This is a genomic window from Parasphingorhabdus pacifica (assembly GCF_054779195.1).
Map to the genome: position 1 here is coordinate 198,111 of NZ_BAAGYS010000014.1, position 15,036 is coordinate 213,146.

The window sequence follows — 15,036 nt, forward strand, 5'->3', positions numbered from 1 at the left end:
AGCCGAGCCGCGTGATCCGGCTCGATGAGGCGGAGCGGGCACTGCTGGCGACATGGCGTGAGTTCAGGCGCGCGGGCAAGTCCGCTTCGCGGCTCGATTCCGTCGAGTGGCGCATGCTCGAAACGTGGCGACTGTGGCGTCGAGCACCGACCACTCGACCGCCGTGGGCGGCCGCGCTGCAGCATCAGCTCAGCGACGACCCGGCACCGCCGGTGCCGACGAGTGGTCTGGCCGGACCTGACGGGTTCCTCGCCGAAGCGCCGAGCCGGTTCCTCGGCATGCTGCTCGGTGGCGCGGTCGGAGAGTCCGTGGCGCAGCCATCCGGCAGCGGTCGCGGTGAACGCACCAGCGCGACGATGTTCGCGTTGGAGAGCCTGATCCGGGCGCACACGGGAATGCGCACGACGGGTAGCGGAGATCCGGTGGAGGCCGTGCTGCGCGGGTTTCGGCGCTGGCTGCACACCCGCGGGGTGCCGTGGGCGGACTGTGCCGGTCCTGGCGATCCTCCCGCCCCGGATGGTTGGCTGCTCACCGAGGTTCCACGGGGCACGACGACCTGCGATTCCTCCATGGTCGCCGCGATCGCGCTGATGTCGTCGGGGCGTGCGCACGGCACCCCGCACCGCGCGATCAACCGGTCCGACGCCGGGACCACGCTCCCGCTGGGCGCTCTCGCCGCGTTGTGGTCAGCCGACGAGGACGTGGTTTTCGACCTCGGAAGCGAGCTCACCGCGCTGACCCACGGTCTGCCGCACGCGCACCTGCCCGCGGGGCTCGTGGGGGGAACGGTGCGGTCGTTGTTGCGTGGTTCGACGCTCGTCGAGGGCTTCGGCGGGTGTCTCGCTCGCCGGGATTCGCCGGAGATCCCGCACGAGGCGCTTCTCCGCGCCCTCCGCCTCGGTGCGAATCGACCGCCGAGCACGCGGCCGGGGCGCGTGCAGCTCGATGCGATGGGTGCCGGGCGCAGCGGGGCCGACGCACTGGGCATCGCCATTCGGGTGGCGATCGCGTGTTCCGACGATTTCGCCGGCGCGGTGCGGATCGCGGCCGAGCACGGTGGGGACACCGGCACCACGGCCATGCTGTGCGGGCAGCTGCTCGGTGCTGTGCACGGCCCGTCCGTGATTCCGGACGAGTGGCTCGACACCCTTCCGATGCGGGCCACGGTCGAGCGGCTCGCCGCGGACGCGACCACGGAGTTCGGGCCTTACCCGGACGAGACGGAGGACTGGTTCGAACGGTATCCGGGTGATTCCGGATCGTCGGCTCCGGCCCGGTACCGGACCGGGCTCGCCGCCGTTCCCCGATTGGCCGCCACCCGGGATCGTTTTCTGGGAGCCGTTCTCGGTGGCGCGATCGGAGAAGCCCTGGGCGGTCCGATCACCGGCGACAGCTGGAGCGAGATCCAGGACCGGCACGGGGAACAGGGCGTGCGGTACTACGTTCCCGCGGGCCATCCCGCCGGACGGCTCGGCAGCGACACCCAGCTGCTGCTCTTTTCCCTCGAAGGCACCATCCGGGCCAATGTCGCGCGCAGGCAGGACGGCGTGCCGAGCGATCCGTACCGGCATGTCCAGCACGCCTACCAGCGCTGGTTGCACACCCAGCACCTGAGCTGGGCGCGTGCGGCCGGGGAGTTCCTCCAGGACACGCCGGAGCCCGATGGCTGGCTGGTCGAGCAGCGCGCCTTGTTCCAGACGCGGAATCCGGGCCGGACCATGATGCGAACGCTCATCGCGTTCGCCAAGGGGCAACAGGCGATGGGCAGCCCGGACAATCCGGTCAGCGATTCGAAGGGCAGCAGCGCCGTGATGCGCTCGGCGCCTGCCGCGCTGTGGAGCACCGACCCGGCGGAAGCGTTTCGAACAGGTACGGGGATGGCCGCACTGACGCACGGCTCACCCGCCGCATACCTGAGCGCGGGCACCTTCGCGGGACTGATCTACCGCTTGACTGCCGGTGAAGGATTGCGGACCGCCACGTCGAAGGTGCTCGACGAGCTGACCGGGCACACCGGGCACGAGGAGGTGAGTAAGCGGCTTTCGGCGGCGATTCGACTCGCCGAGTCCGGGCCGATACCACCGAGCAACGTCGAGAGTACCCTCGGGACGGGCTGGACCGCCCACGACGCACTGGGTATCGGCGTTTACGCCGCGCTGGCCGCCGATGGTGACTTCGAACTGGCGCTGCGACTGGCGGTGAACCATTCGGGCAACAGCGCGACAACGGGCGCCGTCTGCGGCAGCCTGCTCGGCGCGCTGCTGGGCGCGGGGAAGATCCCCGAACGGTGGGTGGCAGATCTGGAGCTGGGTGGGGCGATCGAGCGCCTCACCCACGACGCGGCGCTCGAATTCGGCCCCACCCCGCCCGACTGGTCCGACCGCTACCCGCCCACCTGACGGGCTGGCGGGGCCTGGTGGAGCACCCAGAACCAGCGTGGCGCACCTTTGGACGCCTCTGAACTGCGAAATTGCCCGAGAATGCGATGTAAGTGCGCCCGCGCCCTTCCCCGGTTCCTGCCACGGACGCGTCCACGACAGGGCTCGACGATGCTGGCCCGATCGCACCGACGAGCACTAGTTTCGCACCATGACCAATGAACTCGTGCACCGCTCGGTGGCCGGCGGCATCGCCACGATCACGCTGGATTCACCGCACAACCGCAACGCCCTCTCCGCCCAGCTCCGCCGGGAATTGGCCGACGCGATCACCGCAGCCATTCAGGACTACGCGGTGCGGGTGATCGTGCTCGACCACACCGGAACGGTGTTCTGCGCGGGCATGGACCTCAAGGAATCGCGTGCGGCGGGGTCGCAGGACCAAGGGGTCAACGAGTTCCCCGCGATCCTCGAACAGCTCTGGACCAGCCCCAAACCGGTGGTCGCCAAGCTCGCCGGGCCCGCCCGCGCGGGCGGGGTCGGCATCGTCGCCGCCTGCGACATCGCCGTCGCCGCCGACACCGCGACGTTCGCCTTCTCCGAGGTGCGCATCGGCGTCGTGCCCGCCGTCATCTCGGTGACGGTGTTGCCGCGCCTGCTCCAGCGCCAGGCGCACGAACTCTTCCTCACCGGCGAAACCTTCGACGCGACGCGCGCTGTGGCCGTCGGACTGCTGAATTCCGCGGTGCCCGCCGATGAGCTCGACGATGAAGCCGCCCGATATACCGGCATGCTGGCGCTCGGCGCCCCCAACGCGCTGGCCGCCACCAAGGAGATGCTTCGGCGACCGCGGTCGCCGAAGATGAGCGATGATTTCGAGGCGATGCTGGCGCTGTCCGCCGAGCACTTCGCCGGCCCCGAAGGCCAGGAGGGCATCAGCGCCTTCGCCGAGAAGCGCACTCCCAGCTGGGTGCCGGAGAGCTGAAGCCGTTTCGCGCGGACCGTGAACGCGCGGTTCCGCGCGTTCACGAACCGCGCAACGCCCTCGCCGGAGGCATGGCTCCGCGCCGAGAAGGAGCGCGAAGACCGGGTTCAGTCCGTTGTGAGCACCGCGGAGAACGCACGTCCGCAGGCGGAGTTCTGCGCGGCGTCCCGCAAGACCGCGTTGATGCCCCGGAACGCCTTCGGATCGTGCTCGGCCAACCCCTGATGACCGGACCAGATGAGCACGTGCTCGCGCTTGTCCAGCCACGACAGGTCGGTCAAGCAGTCGTAGAGCGCATCAAGGTTGCGACCCGCCCACTCCGGGAAGGAAAGCGCGGCCGCGATCCCGTCGAGTGTGGTCCTCTTGCTGGTCAGCTCATCTCCTTCGAGGAGATGCACGATCGCCCCGCGCTGCTGCGCTTCCGCGGCCGCCTGCTGGACGGTGATGTCGGGTACCGGCCGGTCCGCTTCGCTCACCGCCGGCTCCTTCCGCAGTTTTGTAGCCCATTTGGTCGCAAACATCGCACTCAACCGTTGACGTCGACAACTACGAACGAGTCGTAATGATTCTCGGTGTAGTACACCTCCGCAGACCCACCGGTGACCAGGCGACGCGCGCCTCGATCCGCTGAGCCCGGAGTGGGCACCGTGTATTCGTGGTAATAGCCCGTGGTGTTCTCCGGGAGAATTTCTTCCCGGTTTTCGAACACCGTGCCGTCCTTCGACGGGTGTGGAAAAGGCCCATCCGTGGCAATCCGGCTCCAGGTGGTCGCCACCTCGGACGGCAGGACCGACAGTTCCCTGGTGGGCAGGCCGGATGCGGCCGCACCGGGAGCAGGACCGTGCGGTGGTTGCTCCACCGCCGCGTCGCGCACGAACCAGCCGATCACCACGAGCGCGATCAAGCCGATCAACGCGATGCTGATCCGTTTGCGCGAGGTCACGTCGTTCTCCCCGGGTTGTCGACAGCGTCGCGCTTGCTCACCGGGGGTTCCGCGTCACCTACACGGGTCAGTTTCGCGCCGATCCAGTCAATACCGCGGTCGAGGATCCAGGCCAGCCCCCAGCACAGGGGCACCAGGACCGCGAGTACCAGCGTTACCAGCAGCGGGTAGGGCAGCCGCACGAGCCAGAGCTCGACGCCGTCCCACCACTCGACCAGCCACTCAATCACGGAGCGCTAGCGTACGCCCGGATTCCACCGCGCGTAAGTCACCCCTGGATCCGCGCGAAACCGGCGACATCTATGCTGCCGCCCCGGTCACGGACCGACACGGTCCGAGCGGCCGACCGACCGCTCGGCGAGGACACGGCGACCACCGGCGGTGCGGCGAGGACCGGCGAGCCCCGGCCCCCGCCGCACCCGCTCAACGCTCCGCCCCTGACTTTGGGGGCGTCATTCGCCGGAATGCTCCCGAACCGACTTGATGACGGCGCCGAAGTCGTACCCGCCGCCGCCCTCATCGTTGAAGCGCTGATACAGCTCGGTCGCCAATCGGCCGACCGCCGTGTCGGTGCCGCTCTGTTCCGCGGCCGAAGTGGCCAGCTTGAGGTCCTTGAGCATGAGCGCGGCCGCGAATCCCGGCTCGTAGTCGTGGTTGGCCCGGCTGGTTTCCACCAGATCGGGCACCGGGCAGTTCGTCGTCAACGCCCAGCACTGACCGGTCGAGACCGACGCCACGTCGTAGAGCGCCTCGTTGGACAAGCCGAGCCGCTCACCCAGGACGAAGGCCTCGCTCACGGCGAGCATGGAAGCGCCTAGGATCAGGTTGTTGCACATCTTGGTGACCTGACCGTTGCCCGCACCACCGCAGTGGATCGTCTTGCGCGCCATGGGCTCGAGGAACGGTTCTGCCCGGTGGTAGTTTTCTTCGGACCCGCCGACCATGAACGTCAGCGTGCCCGCTTCGGCTCCGGCCGTTCCGCCGGACACGGGGGCGTCGATCGCCCCGAACCCGGCCTCGCTCGCCAGCTCGTGCGCCTTGCGGGCATCAGCCACGTCCACGGTCGACGAGTCGATCAGCAAGGTTTCCGGTGCCGCCGCGGCGAGGACGTCCTCGTAGCAGTCGAGCAGCGGCTTCCCGCCCGGCAGCATGGTGATCACCGCGTCGGCCCCCGAAGCGGCCTCGGTAACCGAATCGACCACGGTGACACCATGCCCGGCGGCGGCCTCGCGCGCCTCGGGGAGCAGATCGAACCCGTTCACCGTGTGGCCGGCCTTGACCAGGTTCGCGGACATCGGACCTCCCATGTGCCCGAGCCCGATGAATCCGATGACAGCCATTGTCAATTCCCTTCCGCGCGCAACCGAGATTCCGTACCGAGATCAGCGGGAGAGTCCGAGCTCCCCGGCACCCAATGGTGCGAAGAACTTGTCGATCAGTTCGGGCTCGACGTCTTCGAGCCGTTCGGCCTGCCACTTGGGGTCGCGGTCCTTGTCGACCAGCGTCGCCCGCACGCCCTCCACGAAGTCACCGATCCGCACGCACGCGAGCGATACGCGGTACTCCTGGTCCAACGCCGCCTCCAACGTCTCCGGTCGGGACCGCAACGAGCACAGCGTCAGCTTCAGGGACAGCGGCGACTTGGTGCTGATCATCTCGGCGGCGTCGCGCGCCTCCTGCTCGGGGCGTGCCCGCAGTCGTTCGAGGATGTCCTCGACGGTGTTCGCCGAGTACGCGGCATCGATCCACTCCCGGTGACCGGCCAGGTTCGCCGCGGGGGGCCGCTCGGAGAACTCGCGCAGCACCGCGTCGACGTCGGCGGTGGCGAGCCGGTCGACCATCGCTTCGAGCTTGTCGCTGGGCACGTAGTGGTCGGCGAGCCCGCATTCGATCGCATCGGCTCCGCTGATCGGGGCGCCCGTGAGCGCCGCGTGGGTGCCGAGTTCGCCCGGGGTGCGGGAGAGCAGGAAGGTTCCGCCGACGTCGGGCACGAAGCCGATGCCCACCTCGGGCATGCCGATCTTGGAACGCTCGGTGACCACCCGGTGCGAATCGTGGGCGGCGATGCCGACTCCGCCACCCATGCAGATGCCGTCCATGATGCTCACGATCGGCTTCGGGTAGTGCGGCAGGACGGCGTTGAGCCGATACTCCTCGGACCAGAACGTCTCCGGCACCGTCTCGTCACCGGCCTTGGCCGCGTCGTAGATGGCCCGGACGTCGCCGCCGGCACAAAGGCCGCGTTCCCCGGCACCGTCGATCAGCACGACCTGGATCCGGTCGTCGGCGCGCCACTGCTCCAGCGCGGCCGACATCTCCCGGACCATGCCGAGGGTGAGGGAATTGATCGCCTTGGGGCGGTTGAGGGTGATTCGTCCGAGTGCACCCCGCTCTTCGAGCAGGATTTCCGATGTCATGATGCCGACTCCAGCAGTCCACGGGAAATGATCAATCGCATGATCTCGTTGGTTCCCTCGAGGATCTGATGCACCCGCAGGTCGCGGACGATCTTCTCGAGGCCGTACTCGGCAAGGTATCCGTAACCACCGTGGATCTGAAGTGCCTCGTTGGCGACGGCGAAGCCCACGTCGGTGGCCAGCCGTTTGCCCATCGCGCACAGCCGGGTGGCCGTCGGATCCTTCGAATCCAGCGCGCAGGCGGCGCGCCAAAGCAGCGTCCGCGCGGCCTCCAGGTCGGTGGCCATGTCGGCGAGCTTGAACTGCAGGGCCTGGAACTGGCCGAGCGGTGAGCCGAAGGCGGTGCGCTCGGTAACGTAGGACAGGCTCTTGTCGAGCGCGGTCTGCGCGCCGCCGAGCGAGCACGCCGCGATACTCAGCCTGCCGCCGTCCAGTCCGGCCATGGCGATCTTGAATCCGATGCCCTCGGGACCGAGCCGCTGGTCGGCCGGGATGCGGAGGTCGTCGAAGATCACCTGCCGGGTGGGCTGCGCGTTCCACCCCATCTTCGTCTCGTTGGGGCCGAAGGACAGCCCCGGAGTTCCCGCCTCGACGACGAACGTCGAGATACCGCCCGCCCCGGCTTCCCCGGTACGGGCCATCACGACGTACACGTCGGAGCTGCCGCCACCGGAGATGAACTGCTTGACCCCGTTGAGCACGTAGTGGTCGCCGTCGCGCACTGCGCTGGTCTGCAGCGCCGCCGCGTCGGAACCGGCCCCGGGTTCGGTGAGGCAGTAACTGCCGAGCTGGTCCATCGAGCACAGCGAGGGCAACCAGCGAGCACGTTGCTCATCGCTGCCGAACCGGTCGATCATGCCCGCGACCATGTTGTGGATGGAGATGTAGGCGGCGATCGAAGGGCATCCGGTGGCGAGCGCCTCGAAGATCAGCACGGAGTCGAACCGGGTCAGCCCGGTGCCTCCGACGTCCTCGCCGACGTAGATCCCGCCGATTCCGATCCGCGCCGCCTGCCGCAGCACGTCGACCGGGAAGTGCTTCTCCTGGTCCCACTCGATCGCCTTGGGCGCCAGCTGCTCGGCGGCGAATTCCCTGGCCGTTTCCTGGATCGCCAGCTGGTCCTCGCTGAGGGCGAACGGTGATCCTGCCGGGTTTCCGGGTTCTGCTGCTACTGCTACGGACATGTCGACTCCTCCGCTGCCCGACGTCGTGGCCGGTTCCACGCGGTAACCGGCACCCGCAGGGCGGGGCGGCGAAACCGCCGCCCCGCCCGTCCGGACTCAGTTCATCGTCGGGATGGTGAAGCTCGCCGCTTCCTTGCGACCGGACGGCCAGCGCGAGGTGACCGTCTTGGTCTTGGTGTAGAAGCGGATCGAATCGGGGCCGTGCTGGTTGAGGTCGCCGTATCCGGAGCGCTTCCAGCCGCCGAAGGTGTGGTAAGCGATCGGGACCGGGATCGGCACGTTGACGCCGACCATGCCGGTGTTGACCCGTTCGACGAACTCTCGCGCGGTGTCGCCGTCCCGCGTGAAGATGGCCACGCCGTTACCGAACTCGTTCTCGTTCGGCAGGCGCAGTGCCTCTTCGTAGTCGGCGGCGCGCACCACCGAGAGCACCGGGCCGAAGATCTCTTCGCGGTAGATCCGCATGTCCGAGGTGACCCGGTCGAACAGCGATGCCCCGGCGAAGAATCCGTCCTCGTAACCCCGCATCCGGAAGTCCCGGCCGTCGACCAGCAGTTCGGCGCCTTCTTCCACACCGACGCCAACCAACTCGTCGACCCGCTGCCAGGCTTGCCGGGTGATCAGCGGTCCGAAGTCGGCGGACTCGTCGTAGCTGGTGCCGATCCTGAGTTCCTTGACCCGGGCGGTGAGCTTCTCGACGAGTGCGTCGGCGGTTGCCTCGCCGACGGGAACGGCGACCGAGATGGCCATGCAGCGCTCGCCCGCGGAGCCGTAGCCCGCGCCGACGAGTGCTTCCACCGCGCTGTCCAGGTCGGCGTCCGGCAGGATGATCATGTGATTCTTCGCGCCGCCGAAACACTGCGCCCGCTTGCCGTGGGCAGCGGCAGTGGAATAGATGTACTCGGCGATGTCGGACGAGCCGACGAAGCCGACCGCCTCGATACGCGGGTCGGTCAGGACCGTGTCCACGGCGACCTTGTCTCCGTTGACGACGTTGAGGACGCCCGGCGGCAGACCGGCCTCGATGAACAACTCGGCCAGGCGCAGCGGCACCGAAGGGTCGCGTTCGGAGGGCTTGAGGACGAACGAGTTCCCGCACGCGATGGCGGGCGCGGCCTTCCACAGCGGAATCATCGCCGGGAAGTTGAACGGCGTGATCCCGGCGACCACGCCGAGCGGCTGGCGCATCGAGTACACGTCGATCCCGGTTCCGACGTTGTCGCTGTACTCGCCCTTGAGCAGGTGGGGCGCACCGACGGCGAATTCGACCACCTCGAGGCCGCGCTGGATGTCGCCCTTGGCGTCCGGGATGGTCTTGCCGTGCTCGGAGGCGAGCAGCTTCGCCAGGTCGTCCATCTCTTCGTTGACCAGCTGCAGGAACTTCATCAGCACTCGAGCCCGCTTCTGCGGGTTCTGCGCGGCCCATCCCGGCTGCGCTTCGGCGGCGTTGTCGATCGCGGCCCGCACCTCGTCGGCCGATGCCAGCGGCACCCTCGACTGGACCGTTCCGGAGTTGGGATCGAACACGTCACCGAACGTGCCGGACGTTCCCGCCACGCGCTTGCCACCGATGAAGTGCTCCAGCTCGTCGGTCATTGTCGCAACGCACCTTTCCGGTGATCCGTCTCCCGCGAGAGAACCTAGGACATCAAACCTTTGGTCCTCCAATCATTGCTCGTTCGGCCGCGCACGCAACAGGGTGCGCTACCTCACACCCATATGGTCCTCGTCGCGGGCACGAACGCCAAGCGACATCCTGCGCTGCGATCGAGGAACCACCACTTCGGTGCGCCCGGCCTCGGGTGTCGCAGGAACACCACCGAACCGGGTGAGCCGGGACCGTTCGTCCAGCGCGCGACGGAGCCGCACGACCGCACGGAAAATCCGGGTGGACCCCACGACGAGAACCTGGCGTGTTCAACTGCCACGTGTGGACGTCGACATCGCACCTTTCGACCTCGGCGAGCGCCTCCAGGACACGCGCGCCCTCGCCCGCACCGCCATGACCGCGGCCGACCAGCCCGGTGGCATCCTGATCGCGAAGTACCTCGACGAGGTGACCGAGCTGGACGGACTGCTGGCGCTCGGCGCGTTCCAGCAGGGCGAGCTCGCGGGGATGCTCGTGGGCTGGCCGACCGCGAGCCGCGAATGGTGGCCGCACCGAGTGGGGCCCGCACTGGCCGCGACCGAGAACGAGCACTGGCTCGAGGACGCGTTCGAAGTGGCCGAGCTGCACGTTCATCCCGAGGCGCAGGCCTGTGGGGTCGGCACCGGGCTGATCGACGAAGCCGTGCGGCGCATCGACAATCCCAGGATGGTGCTCAGCACGAACGCGATCGAAAACCGGCGTGCCCGGGAGTTCTACCGGCGAAGAGGATTCCGCACCCTGACTGGTCCATTCCAGTGGCTCGGTCTCCCGCTGCGGATCCTCGTGCTCGGTCGCGAGCTCCGCACGCCCTGACCCGAACCGTCGACGCCGACCGACTGCCACTTCGGCACCACTGCCTTACGCTGCGGGTATGTCCGGCGATCCGGTAGACGTGTGGGCCATGGCCGACCTCGCTACGCCGTTCGCGATCCGGACGGTGGCCACCCTGCACGTGGCCGACGCGGTCAAGGACGGCCCCATCCCGCTCGGCGAACTGGCGCAGCACTGCGGCGCCAACCCCGACCCGCTCGGCCGGGTGCTGCGGTTCCTCGTCCACCGGGGCGTGTTCACCGAACCCGAACCGGACACCTTCGGCCCCAACGAGGCATCGCACGCGCTCGAGAGCGAGGCCCCGCACGAACTGCGCGCATGGCTGGACCTCGACGGCGCCATCGGTCGGTCCGACCTGGCCTTCGTCGAACTCCTCGGCCAAGTGCGCGGCAAGCACATCGCCTACCCCGCCGCGTACGGGCGCACGCTGACCGAGGACCTCGAAAGCCGGCCGGAGCTGTCCGAATCCTTCGACGACCTGATGGACTCCAAGTCGGAGGATGTCGTTCCGGACGTGGTCGACTCCTACGACTGGGACCGCTTCACCCGCGTGGTCGATGTCGGCGGCGGCAAGGGAATCCTGCTCGCGGAATTGCTGCGCACCTACCCGTCACTGCACGGGGGCCTGGTCGACCTGCCCGGTCCGGCGAGCAAGGCAACCGAACACCTGGAAGCCCGAGGCGTCGGTCCGCGCGCAGAAACCGCCAACGGGAACCTCTTCGACCCACTGCCCATCAGCGGCGACGCGTTCATACTCCTCGACGTGCTCGGTGACTGGGACGACCAGGACGCGGTGCGGATCCTGAGCCGCTGCGCCGAAGCCGCGGGCGATGACGGCAGCGTGCTCATCATCGAACTCAGCGCCGACCCCGACGACCAACGCGCCTTCACCGAGATGGATCTCCGGATGATGGTCTACGTCGGCGGCCGGATGCGCGATCTGACCCGGACCCGGGAAATCGCCTCGGCGGCGGGCCTGTTCGTCGCCAACGTCACCCAGCTGGACAACGGCTACTGCATCACCGAATGCCTACCCGACCGTTGACCCGCAGCACCTTCTCCACCTCGGCCCGCCATTCCTCCGGCAGATCCGCCATCCCGGTAGCGACGTGCTCAGCGATGTCGGTGCGCGCCCGCATCCGAAAGGCCATCACCTCGGCCACCGTCACCCCGTGCTCCGGGCGGGACAGCAGTTCCCGGGAATCGCCCGCGCGAACCTCACCCGGGGCCTCCACCGCGAGGTATGCGCCCGGGCGCCCGCGGGCCGTGAATCGCTTGACCAGTCCATCGGCTTCCCAGAACGCGGCGAACACCCGGCACGGGATGCGCGGACCCGTCACGCGCAGGACCGCGTCACCCACGCGCCACCGCTCCCCGACGACCGCTTCGGCGCAGTCGCAATCGGCGAGGGTCAGGTTCTCGCCCGCGTTGCCCGCCACGAGTTCGGTGGCGAGCTCGTGCGACCAGTAGCGCAGGTCTTCGGTGTCGAACGCGTAGACCGCCTGGTACCAGGACCCGTGGTGCTTCGTGTCGCACACGCTGTCATCCCGGACCCCGGCCCGTTCGACGAGGACCGGTCCGGCGACCGGCCGCTTGTCGATTCCGGTTTTCCCGACACTCCCGGTCCATGCCCCGGTACGCGGCACCGCGATGTTGACTGATTCGACGTGACCCACGAACAACAACCTACGGTGCCGCCGACGGCCGCCGCACTTGATTTCGATCACGGTGCGAGCAAGGGAACATCTCTGTCACATGTGAAAGAAAAGTTCCCTTGCTCGCACCACCTACCCGACCGAGGGCGGAGGTCAGCCCAGCCGGGAACGGCCGGTTTCGAAGGCGGCGCGGGCGCCGTCGCCGAGCTGCCGGACCAGCTCGGCCGCGGGCATCGCCGTGGCCTGCGAGTAGGTCTGCCCGGCCCAGAGCGACATCGCTTCCGGATCCGCCGCCTTCGCCGCGGCCGCACGGATGGGTTGGGTCATGTGGTGCAGCTGCGGGTAAGCGGCAGGTGCCGTTGCGCTGTGGTCGGTCATGAACCGGTTCACCAGTCCTCGAGCGGGCCGACCGCTGAAAGCCCGCGTCAGCGCGGTTTCGCGACGACCGGCGACGATCTCGTCCCGCTGGGTCTGCTTCGTTCCGGCCTCGTCGCAGACGAGGAAGGCCGTCCCGAGCTGCGCGGCGACCGCGCCGGCCGCCAGCACGGCGGCGATGTCCGCGCCGCACACCAGGCCGCCCGTCGCGATCAGTGGGAGGTCGACTTCGGCGTGGACCAGCCGAAGCGCGGCCAGCAGCCCGTAGAGCTGCCCACCACCGGGAGCCGTCGGGTCGTCGGTGAACACCGCCCGATGGCCGCCTGCTTCCGCGCCCTGGACGCACAGCACGTCCGCGCCGACTTCCGCCGCCAGGCGGGCTTCCTCCGGGGTCGTTACGGTGACCACGACCTCGGACCCGACCGCGTGCAATCGGTCCACCGTGGAAGACGAGGGGGCGCCGAAGGTGAAGGAGACGACCGGGATCCGCTCACTGAGCACGAGTTCGATCTTGGCTTGGTAGAGGTCGTCGTCCCAGTACGGCGAACCGGGTTCCACGCCGTAGCGCTCGGCTTCGACTCGCATGCTCGCCCAGTACGGGTCGAGGTCCGGGCCGCGGCGATCACCGGGCACGAACAGGTTCACCCCGAACGGCTCATCGGTGCGATCGCGCGTCCGCGCGATCTGGTCGGACAGCGCTTCCTCGGAGAGGTAGCCGGCAGCCAGGAAGCCGAAGCCGCCTGCGGAGCTCACCGCGGCGACGAGCTCGGGGGTGGACGCACCGCCCGCCATTGGTGCAGCGACAACCGGGATTTCTCGTCGTTCGATCACGCCCCGGACGCTATCGCTGCTGAAACGGCCGCGCCGCACACCGGGCGGGCAAATGCACCGAATCTTGCCGCAGGCGGAACGGCCCCGCACCGCGCACCTCCCGGCAACCGATCGCCGAGCCGTCGGCAACACGCCGGCGAACCTGCTCTCCAGCGTGGGCGCCGCGCTCGACGCGTCGGCCTGCAGGCCTGAGGCAAAGCACTTCGAACCCCTCGGCGCGGCGAGCATCGCGGTACGAACGAAAGTGGGGCGGGAATCCGAAAGGATTCCCGCCCCACTCGCACCATCGCGATCAATCACACCCCGCCACAGGGCCGCTGGTGCGTCTTGGTGAGTGCCTACCGGACGTGCCCGCTCAATGTGGAGAGACACGCCGGAAGACGACTCAGAACTGTGCGGTCTCCGTCGAGCCGGCCAGCGCGGTGGTGGACGAGTCCGGGCTCACCGCGGTGCTGATCAGGTCGAAGTAACCGGTACCGGCCTCGCGCTGGTGGCGAGTCGCGGTGTAGCCACGCTCCTCGGCGGCGAACTCGCGCTCCTGCAGGTCGACGTAGGAGGTCATGCCGTCGGCGGCGTAGCCCTTGGCCAGGTCGAACATGCTGTAGTTCAGCGCGTGGAAGCCGGCCAGCGTGATGAACTGGAACTTGTAGCCCATGTGGCCGAGTTCGCGCTGGAACTTGGCGATGGTGCTGTCGTCCAGGTTCTTCCGCCAGTTGAACGACGGCGAGCAGTTGTAGGCCAGCATCTGGTCCGGGTACTTCGCCTTGATGGCCTCGGCGAACTCCTTGGCGGCCTGCAGGTCCGGCTTGGAGGTCTCCATCCAGATCAGGTCGGCGTGCGGCGCGTAGGCCAGACCACGGCTGATGCAGGGCTCGATGCCGTTCGAGACCTTGAAGAAGCCCTCCGGCGTGCGCTCACCGGTGAGGAACTTCTCGTCGCGCTCGTCCACGTCGCTGGTCATCAGCGTGGCTGCCTGCGCGTCGGTACGGGCGATGACCAGGGACGGCACGTTCGCGACGTCGGCGGCGAGCCGCGCGGCGTTCAGCGTCTTGACGTGCTGGCTGGTGGGGATGAGCACCTTGCCACCGAGGTGACCGCACTTCTTCTCCGAAGCAAGCTGGTCCTCCCAGTGCACACCGGCGGCACCCGCGTTGATCATGCCCTTCATCAGCTCGTAGGCGTTGAGCACGCCACCGAAACCGGCCTCGGCGTCGGCGACGATCGGCGCCATCCAGTCGATCGGCTCGCTGCTGGTCTCCTCGGCCTCCGGGTCCAGGGCCTCGGACCAGGTGATCTGGTCGGCGCGCTTGAGGGCGTTGTTGATGCGGCTGACGACCTGCGGGACCGAGTTGGCGGGGTAGAGGCTCTGGTCCGGGTAGGTCTCGCCTGCGAGGTTGGCGTCGGCCGCGACCTGCCATCCGGACAGGTAGATGGCCTTGAGGCCCGCACGGACCTGCTGGACCGCCTGGTTACCGGTCATCGCGCCGAGCGAGTTGATGTAGTCGTTCTGGTGCAGCAGGTCCCACAGCTTCTCGGCACCGTTGCGGGCGAGTGTCTGCTCTTCCTGCACGGAACCACGAAGGCGGACGACATCGCTTGCGGAGTGGGTCCGCTCGATGCCCTTCCAGCGCGGGTTGGTGTCCCATTCGCGCTGCAGTTCTTCAGCGGCCTTCGCCGCCTGCTCGCGGACTCCAGGCTGGAGGCTCATGGTCTTCACCTTTCGGGTGGATCGCTTGCGGCCTGATGCACCCAGTCTTGGCCCTCAAACAAGAAAATTCGAGAAGTAACC

14 protein-coding genes are annotated in these 15,036 nt (G+C 68.4%); 4 read left to right on the forward strand and 10 right to left on the reverse strand.

The window, feature by feature from the left end:
• Positions 1–11: 11 nt before the first annotated feature.
• On the forward strand, positions 12–2,399 hold the full coding sequence (locus ACYVAN_RS21120; protein WP_460962272.1) for an ADP-ribosylglycohydrolase family protein: 2,388 nt from the start codon (positions 12–14) through the stop codon (positions 2,397–2,399).
• Between the two features lie 190 nt (positions 2,400–2,589).
• Entirely contained in the window at positions 2,590–3,363 is a 774-nt protein-coding gene (locus ACYVAN_RS21125) for an enoyl-CoA hydratase-related protein (RefSeq protein WP_460962274.1), read from the forward strand.
• A 107-nt stretch (positions 3,364–3,470) separates the two neighbouring features.
• On the opposite strand, the gene ACYVAN_RS21130 is transcribed toward ACYVAN_RS21125, so the two are convergent.
• The 7 genes from ACYVAN_RS21130 to ACYVAN_RS21160 form a co-directional block, all read right to left on the reverse strand.
• Positions 3,471–3,839 carry a barstar family protein gene (locus tag ACYVAN_RS21130; protein ID WP_460962276.1) on the reverse strand — a complete coding sequence of 123 codons (369 nt, stop codon included), beginning with the start codon at positions 3,837–3,839 and terminating at the stop codon, positions 3,471–3,473.
• Positions 3,840–3,889: 50 nt separating this feature from the next.
• Positions 3,890–4,306 carry a guanyl-specific ribonuclease gene (locus ACYVAN_RS21135; RefSeq protein WP_460962278.1) on the reverse strand — a complete coding sequence of 139 codons (417 nt, stop codon included), beginning with the start codon at positions 4,304–4,306 and terminating at the stop codon, positions 3,890–3,892.
• Complete coding sequence (locus ACYVAN_RS21140) at positions 4,303–4,536, reverse strand: hypothetical protein (RefSeq protein ID WP_460962280.1); 234 nt, start codon at positions 4,534–4,536, stop codon at positions 4,303–4,305. Before ACYVAN_RS21140 ends, ACYVAN_RS21135 begins: the two co-directional genes overlap by 4 nt.
• Before the next feature lie 222 nt (positions 4,537–4,758).
• Positions 4,759–5,646, reverse strand: coding sequence for a 3-hydroxyisobutyrate dehydrogenase (mmsB, locus tag ACYVAN_RS21145; protein ID WP_460962281.1), 888 nt, complete (start codon positions 5,644–5,646; stop codon positions 4,759–4,761).
• A 42-nt stretch (positions 5,647–5,688) separates the two neighbouring features.
• Positions 5,689–6,723, reverse strand: a complete 1,035-nt coding sequence (locus ACYVAN_RS21150; RefSeq protein WP_460962283.1) for an enoyl-CoA hydratase/isomerase family protein — start codon at positions 6,721–6,723, stop codon at positions 5,689–5,691.
• On the reverse strand, positions 6,720–7,907 hold the full coding sequence (locus ACYVAN_RS21155) for an isobutyryl-CoA dehydrogenase (RefSeq protein ID WP_460962285.1): 1,188 nt from the start codon (positions 7,905–7,907) through the stop codon (positions 6,720–6,722). Before ACYVAN_RS21155 ends, ACYVAN_RS21150 begins: the two co-directional genes overlap by 4 nt.
• A 96-nt stretch (positions 7,908–8,003) precedes the next feature.
• Positions 8,004–9,503 carry a CoA-acylating methylmalonate-semialdehyde dehydrogenase gene (locus tag ACYVAN_RS21160; protein WP_460962287.1) on the reverse strand — a complete coding sequence of 500 codons (1,500 nt, stop codon included), beginning with the start codon at positions 9,501–9,503 and terminating at the stop codon, positions 8,004–8,006.
• A gap of 334 nt (positions 9,504–9,837) precedes the next feature.
• Here ACYVAN_RS21160 and ACYVAN_RS21165 point away from each other — a divergent pair, with 334 nt between their 5' ends.
• Both ACYVAN_RS21165 and ACYVAN_RS21170 read left to right on the forward strand, forming a co-directional pair.
• A complete protein-coding gene (locus ACYVAN_RS21165) occupies positions 9,838–10,368 on the forward strand; it encodes a GNAT family N-acetyltransferase (RefSeq protein WP_460962289.1) in 531 nt (176 codons plus the stop codon).
• A 58-nt stretch (positions 10,369–10,426) separates the two neighbouring features.
• Positions 10,427–11,431 (forward strand): methyltransferase, encoded by a 1,005-nt coding sequence (locus tag ACYVAN_RS21170; RefSeq protein WP_460962291.1) that lies wholly within the window; start codon positions 10,427–10,429, stop codon positions 11,429–11,431.
• Here ACYVAN_RS21170 and ACYVAN_RS21175 read toward each other — a convergent pair.
• From ACYVAN_RS21175 to aceA, 3 genes are all read right to left on the reverse strand, one after another.
• On the reverse strand, positions 11,406–12,062 hold the full coding sequence (locus tag ACYVAN_RS21175) for an MOSC domain-containing protein (RefSeq protein ID WP_460962293.1): 657 nt from the start codon (positions 12,060–12,062) through the stop codon (positions 11,406–11,408). The two genes, ACYVAN_RS21170 and ACYVAN_RS21175, sit on opposite strands and share 26 nt — an antisense overlap.
• Before the next feature lie 132 nt (positions 12,063–12,194).
• Positions 12,195–13,247: an NAD(P)H-dependent flavin oxidoreductase gene (locus ACYVAN_RS21180; protein WP_460962295.1), complete on the reverse strand. Its 1,053-nt coding sequence runs from the start codon at positions 13,245–13,247 to the stop codon at positions 12,195–12,197.
• A gap of 385 nt (positions 13,248–13,632) precedes the next feature.
• A complete protein-coding gene (gene aceA, locus ACYVAN_RS21185; RefSeq protein ID WP_460962297.1) occupies positions 13,633–14,955 on the reverse strand; it encodes an isocitrate lyase in 1,323 nt (440 codons plus the stop codon).
• Positions 14,956–15,036: the final 81 nt, after the last annotated feature.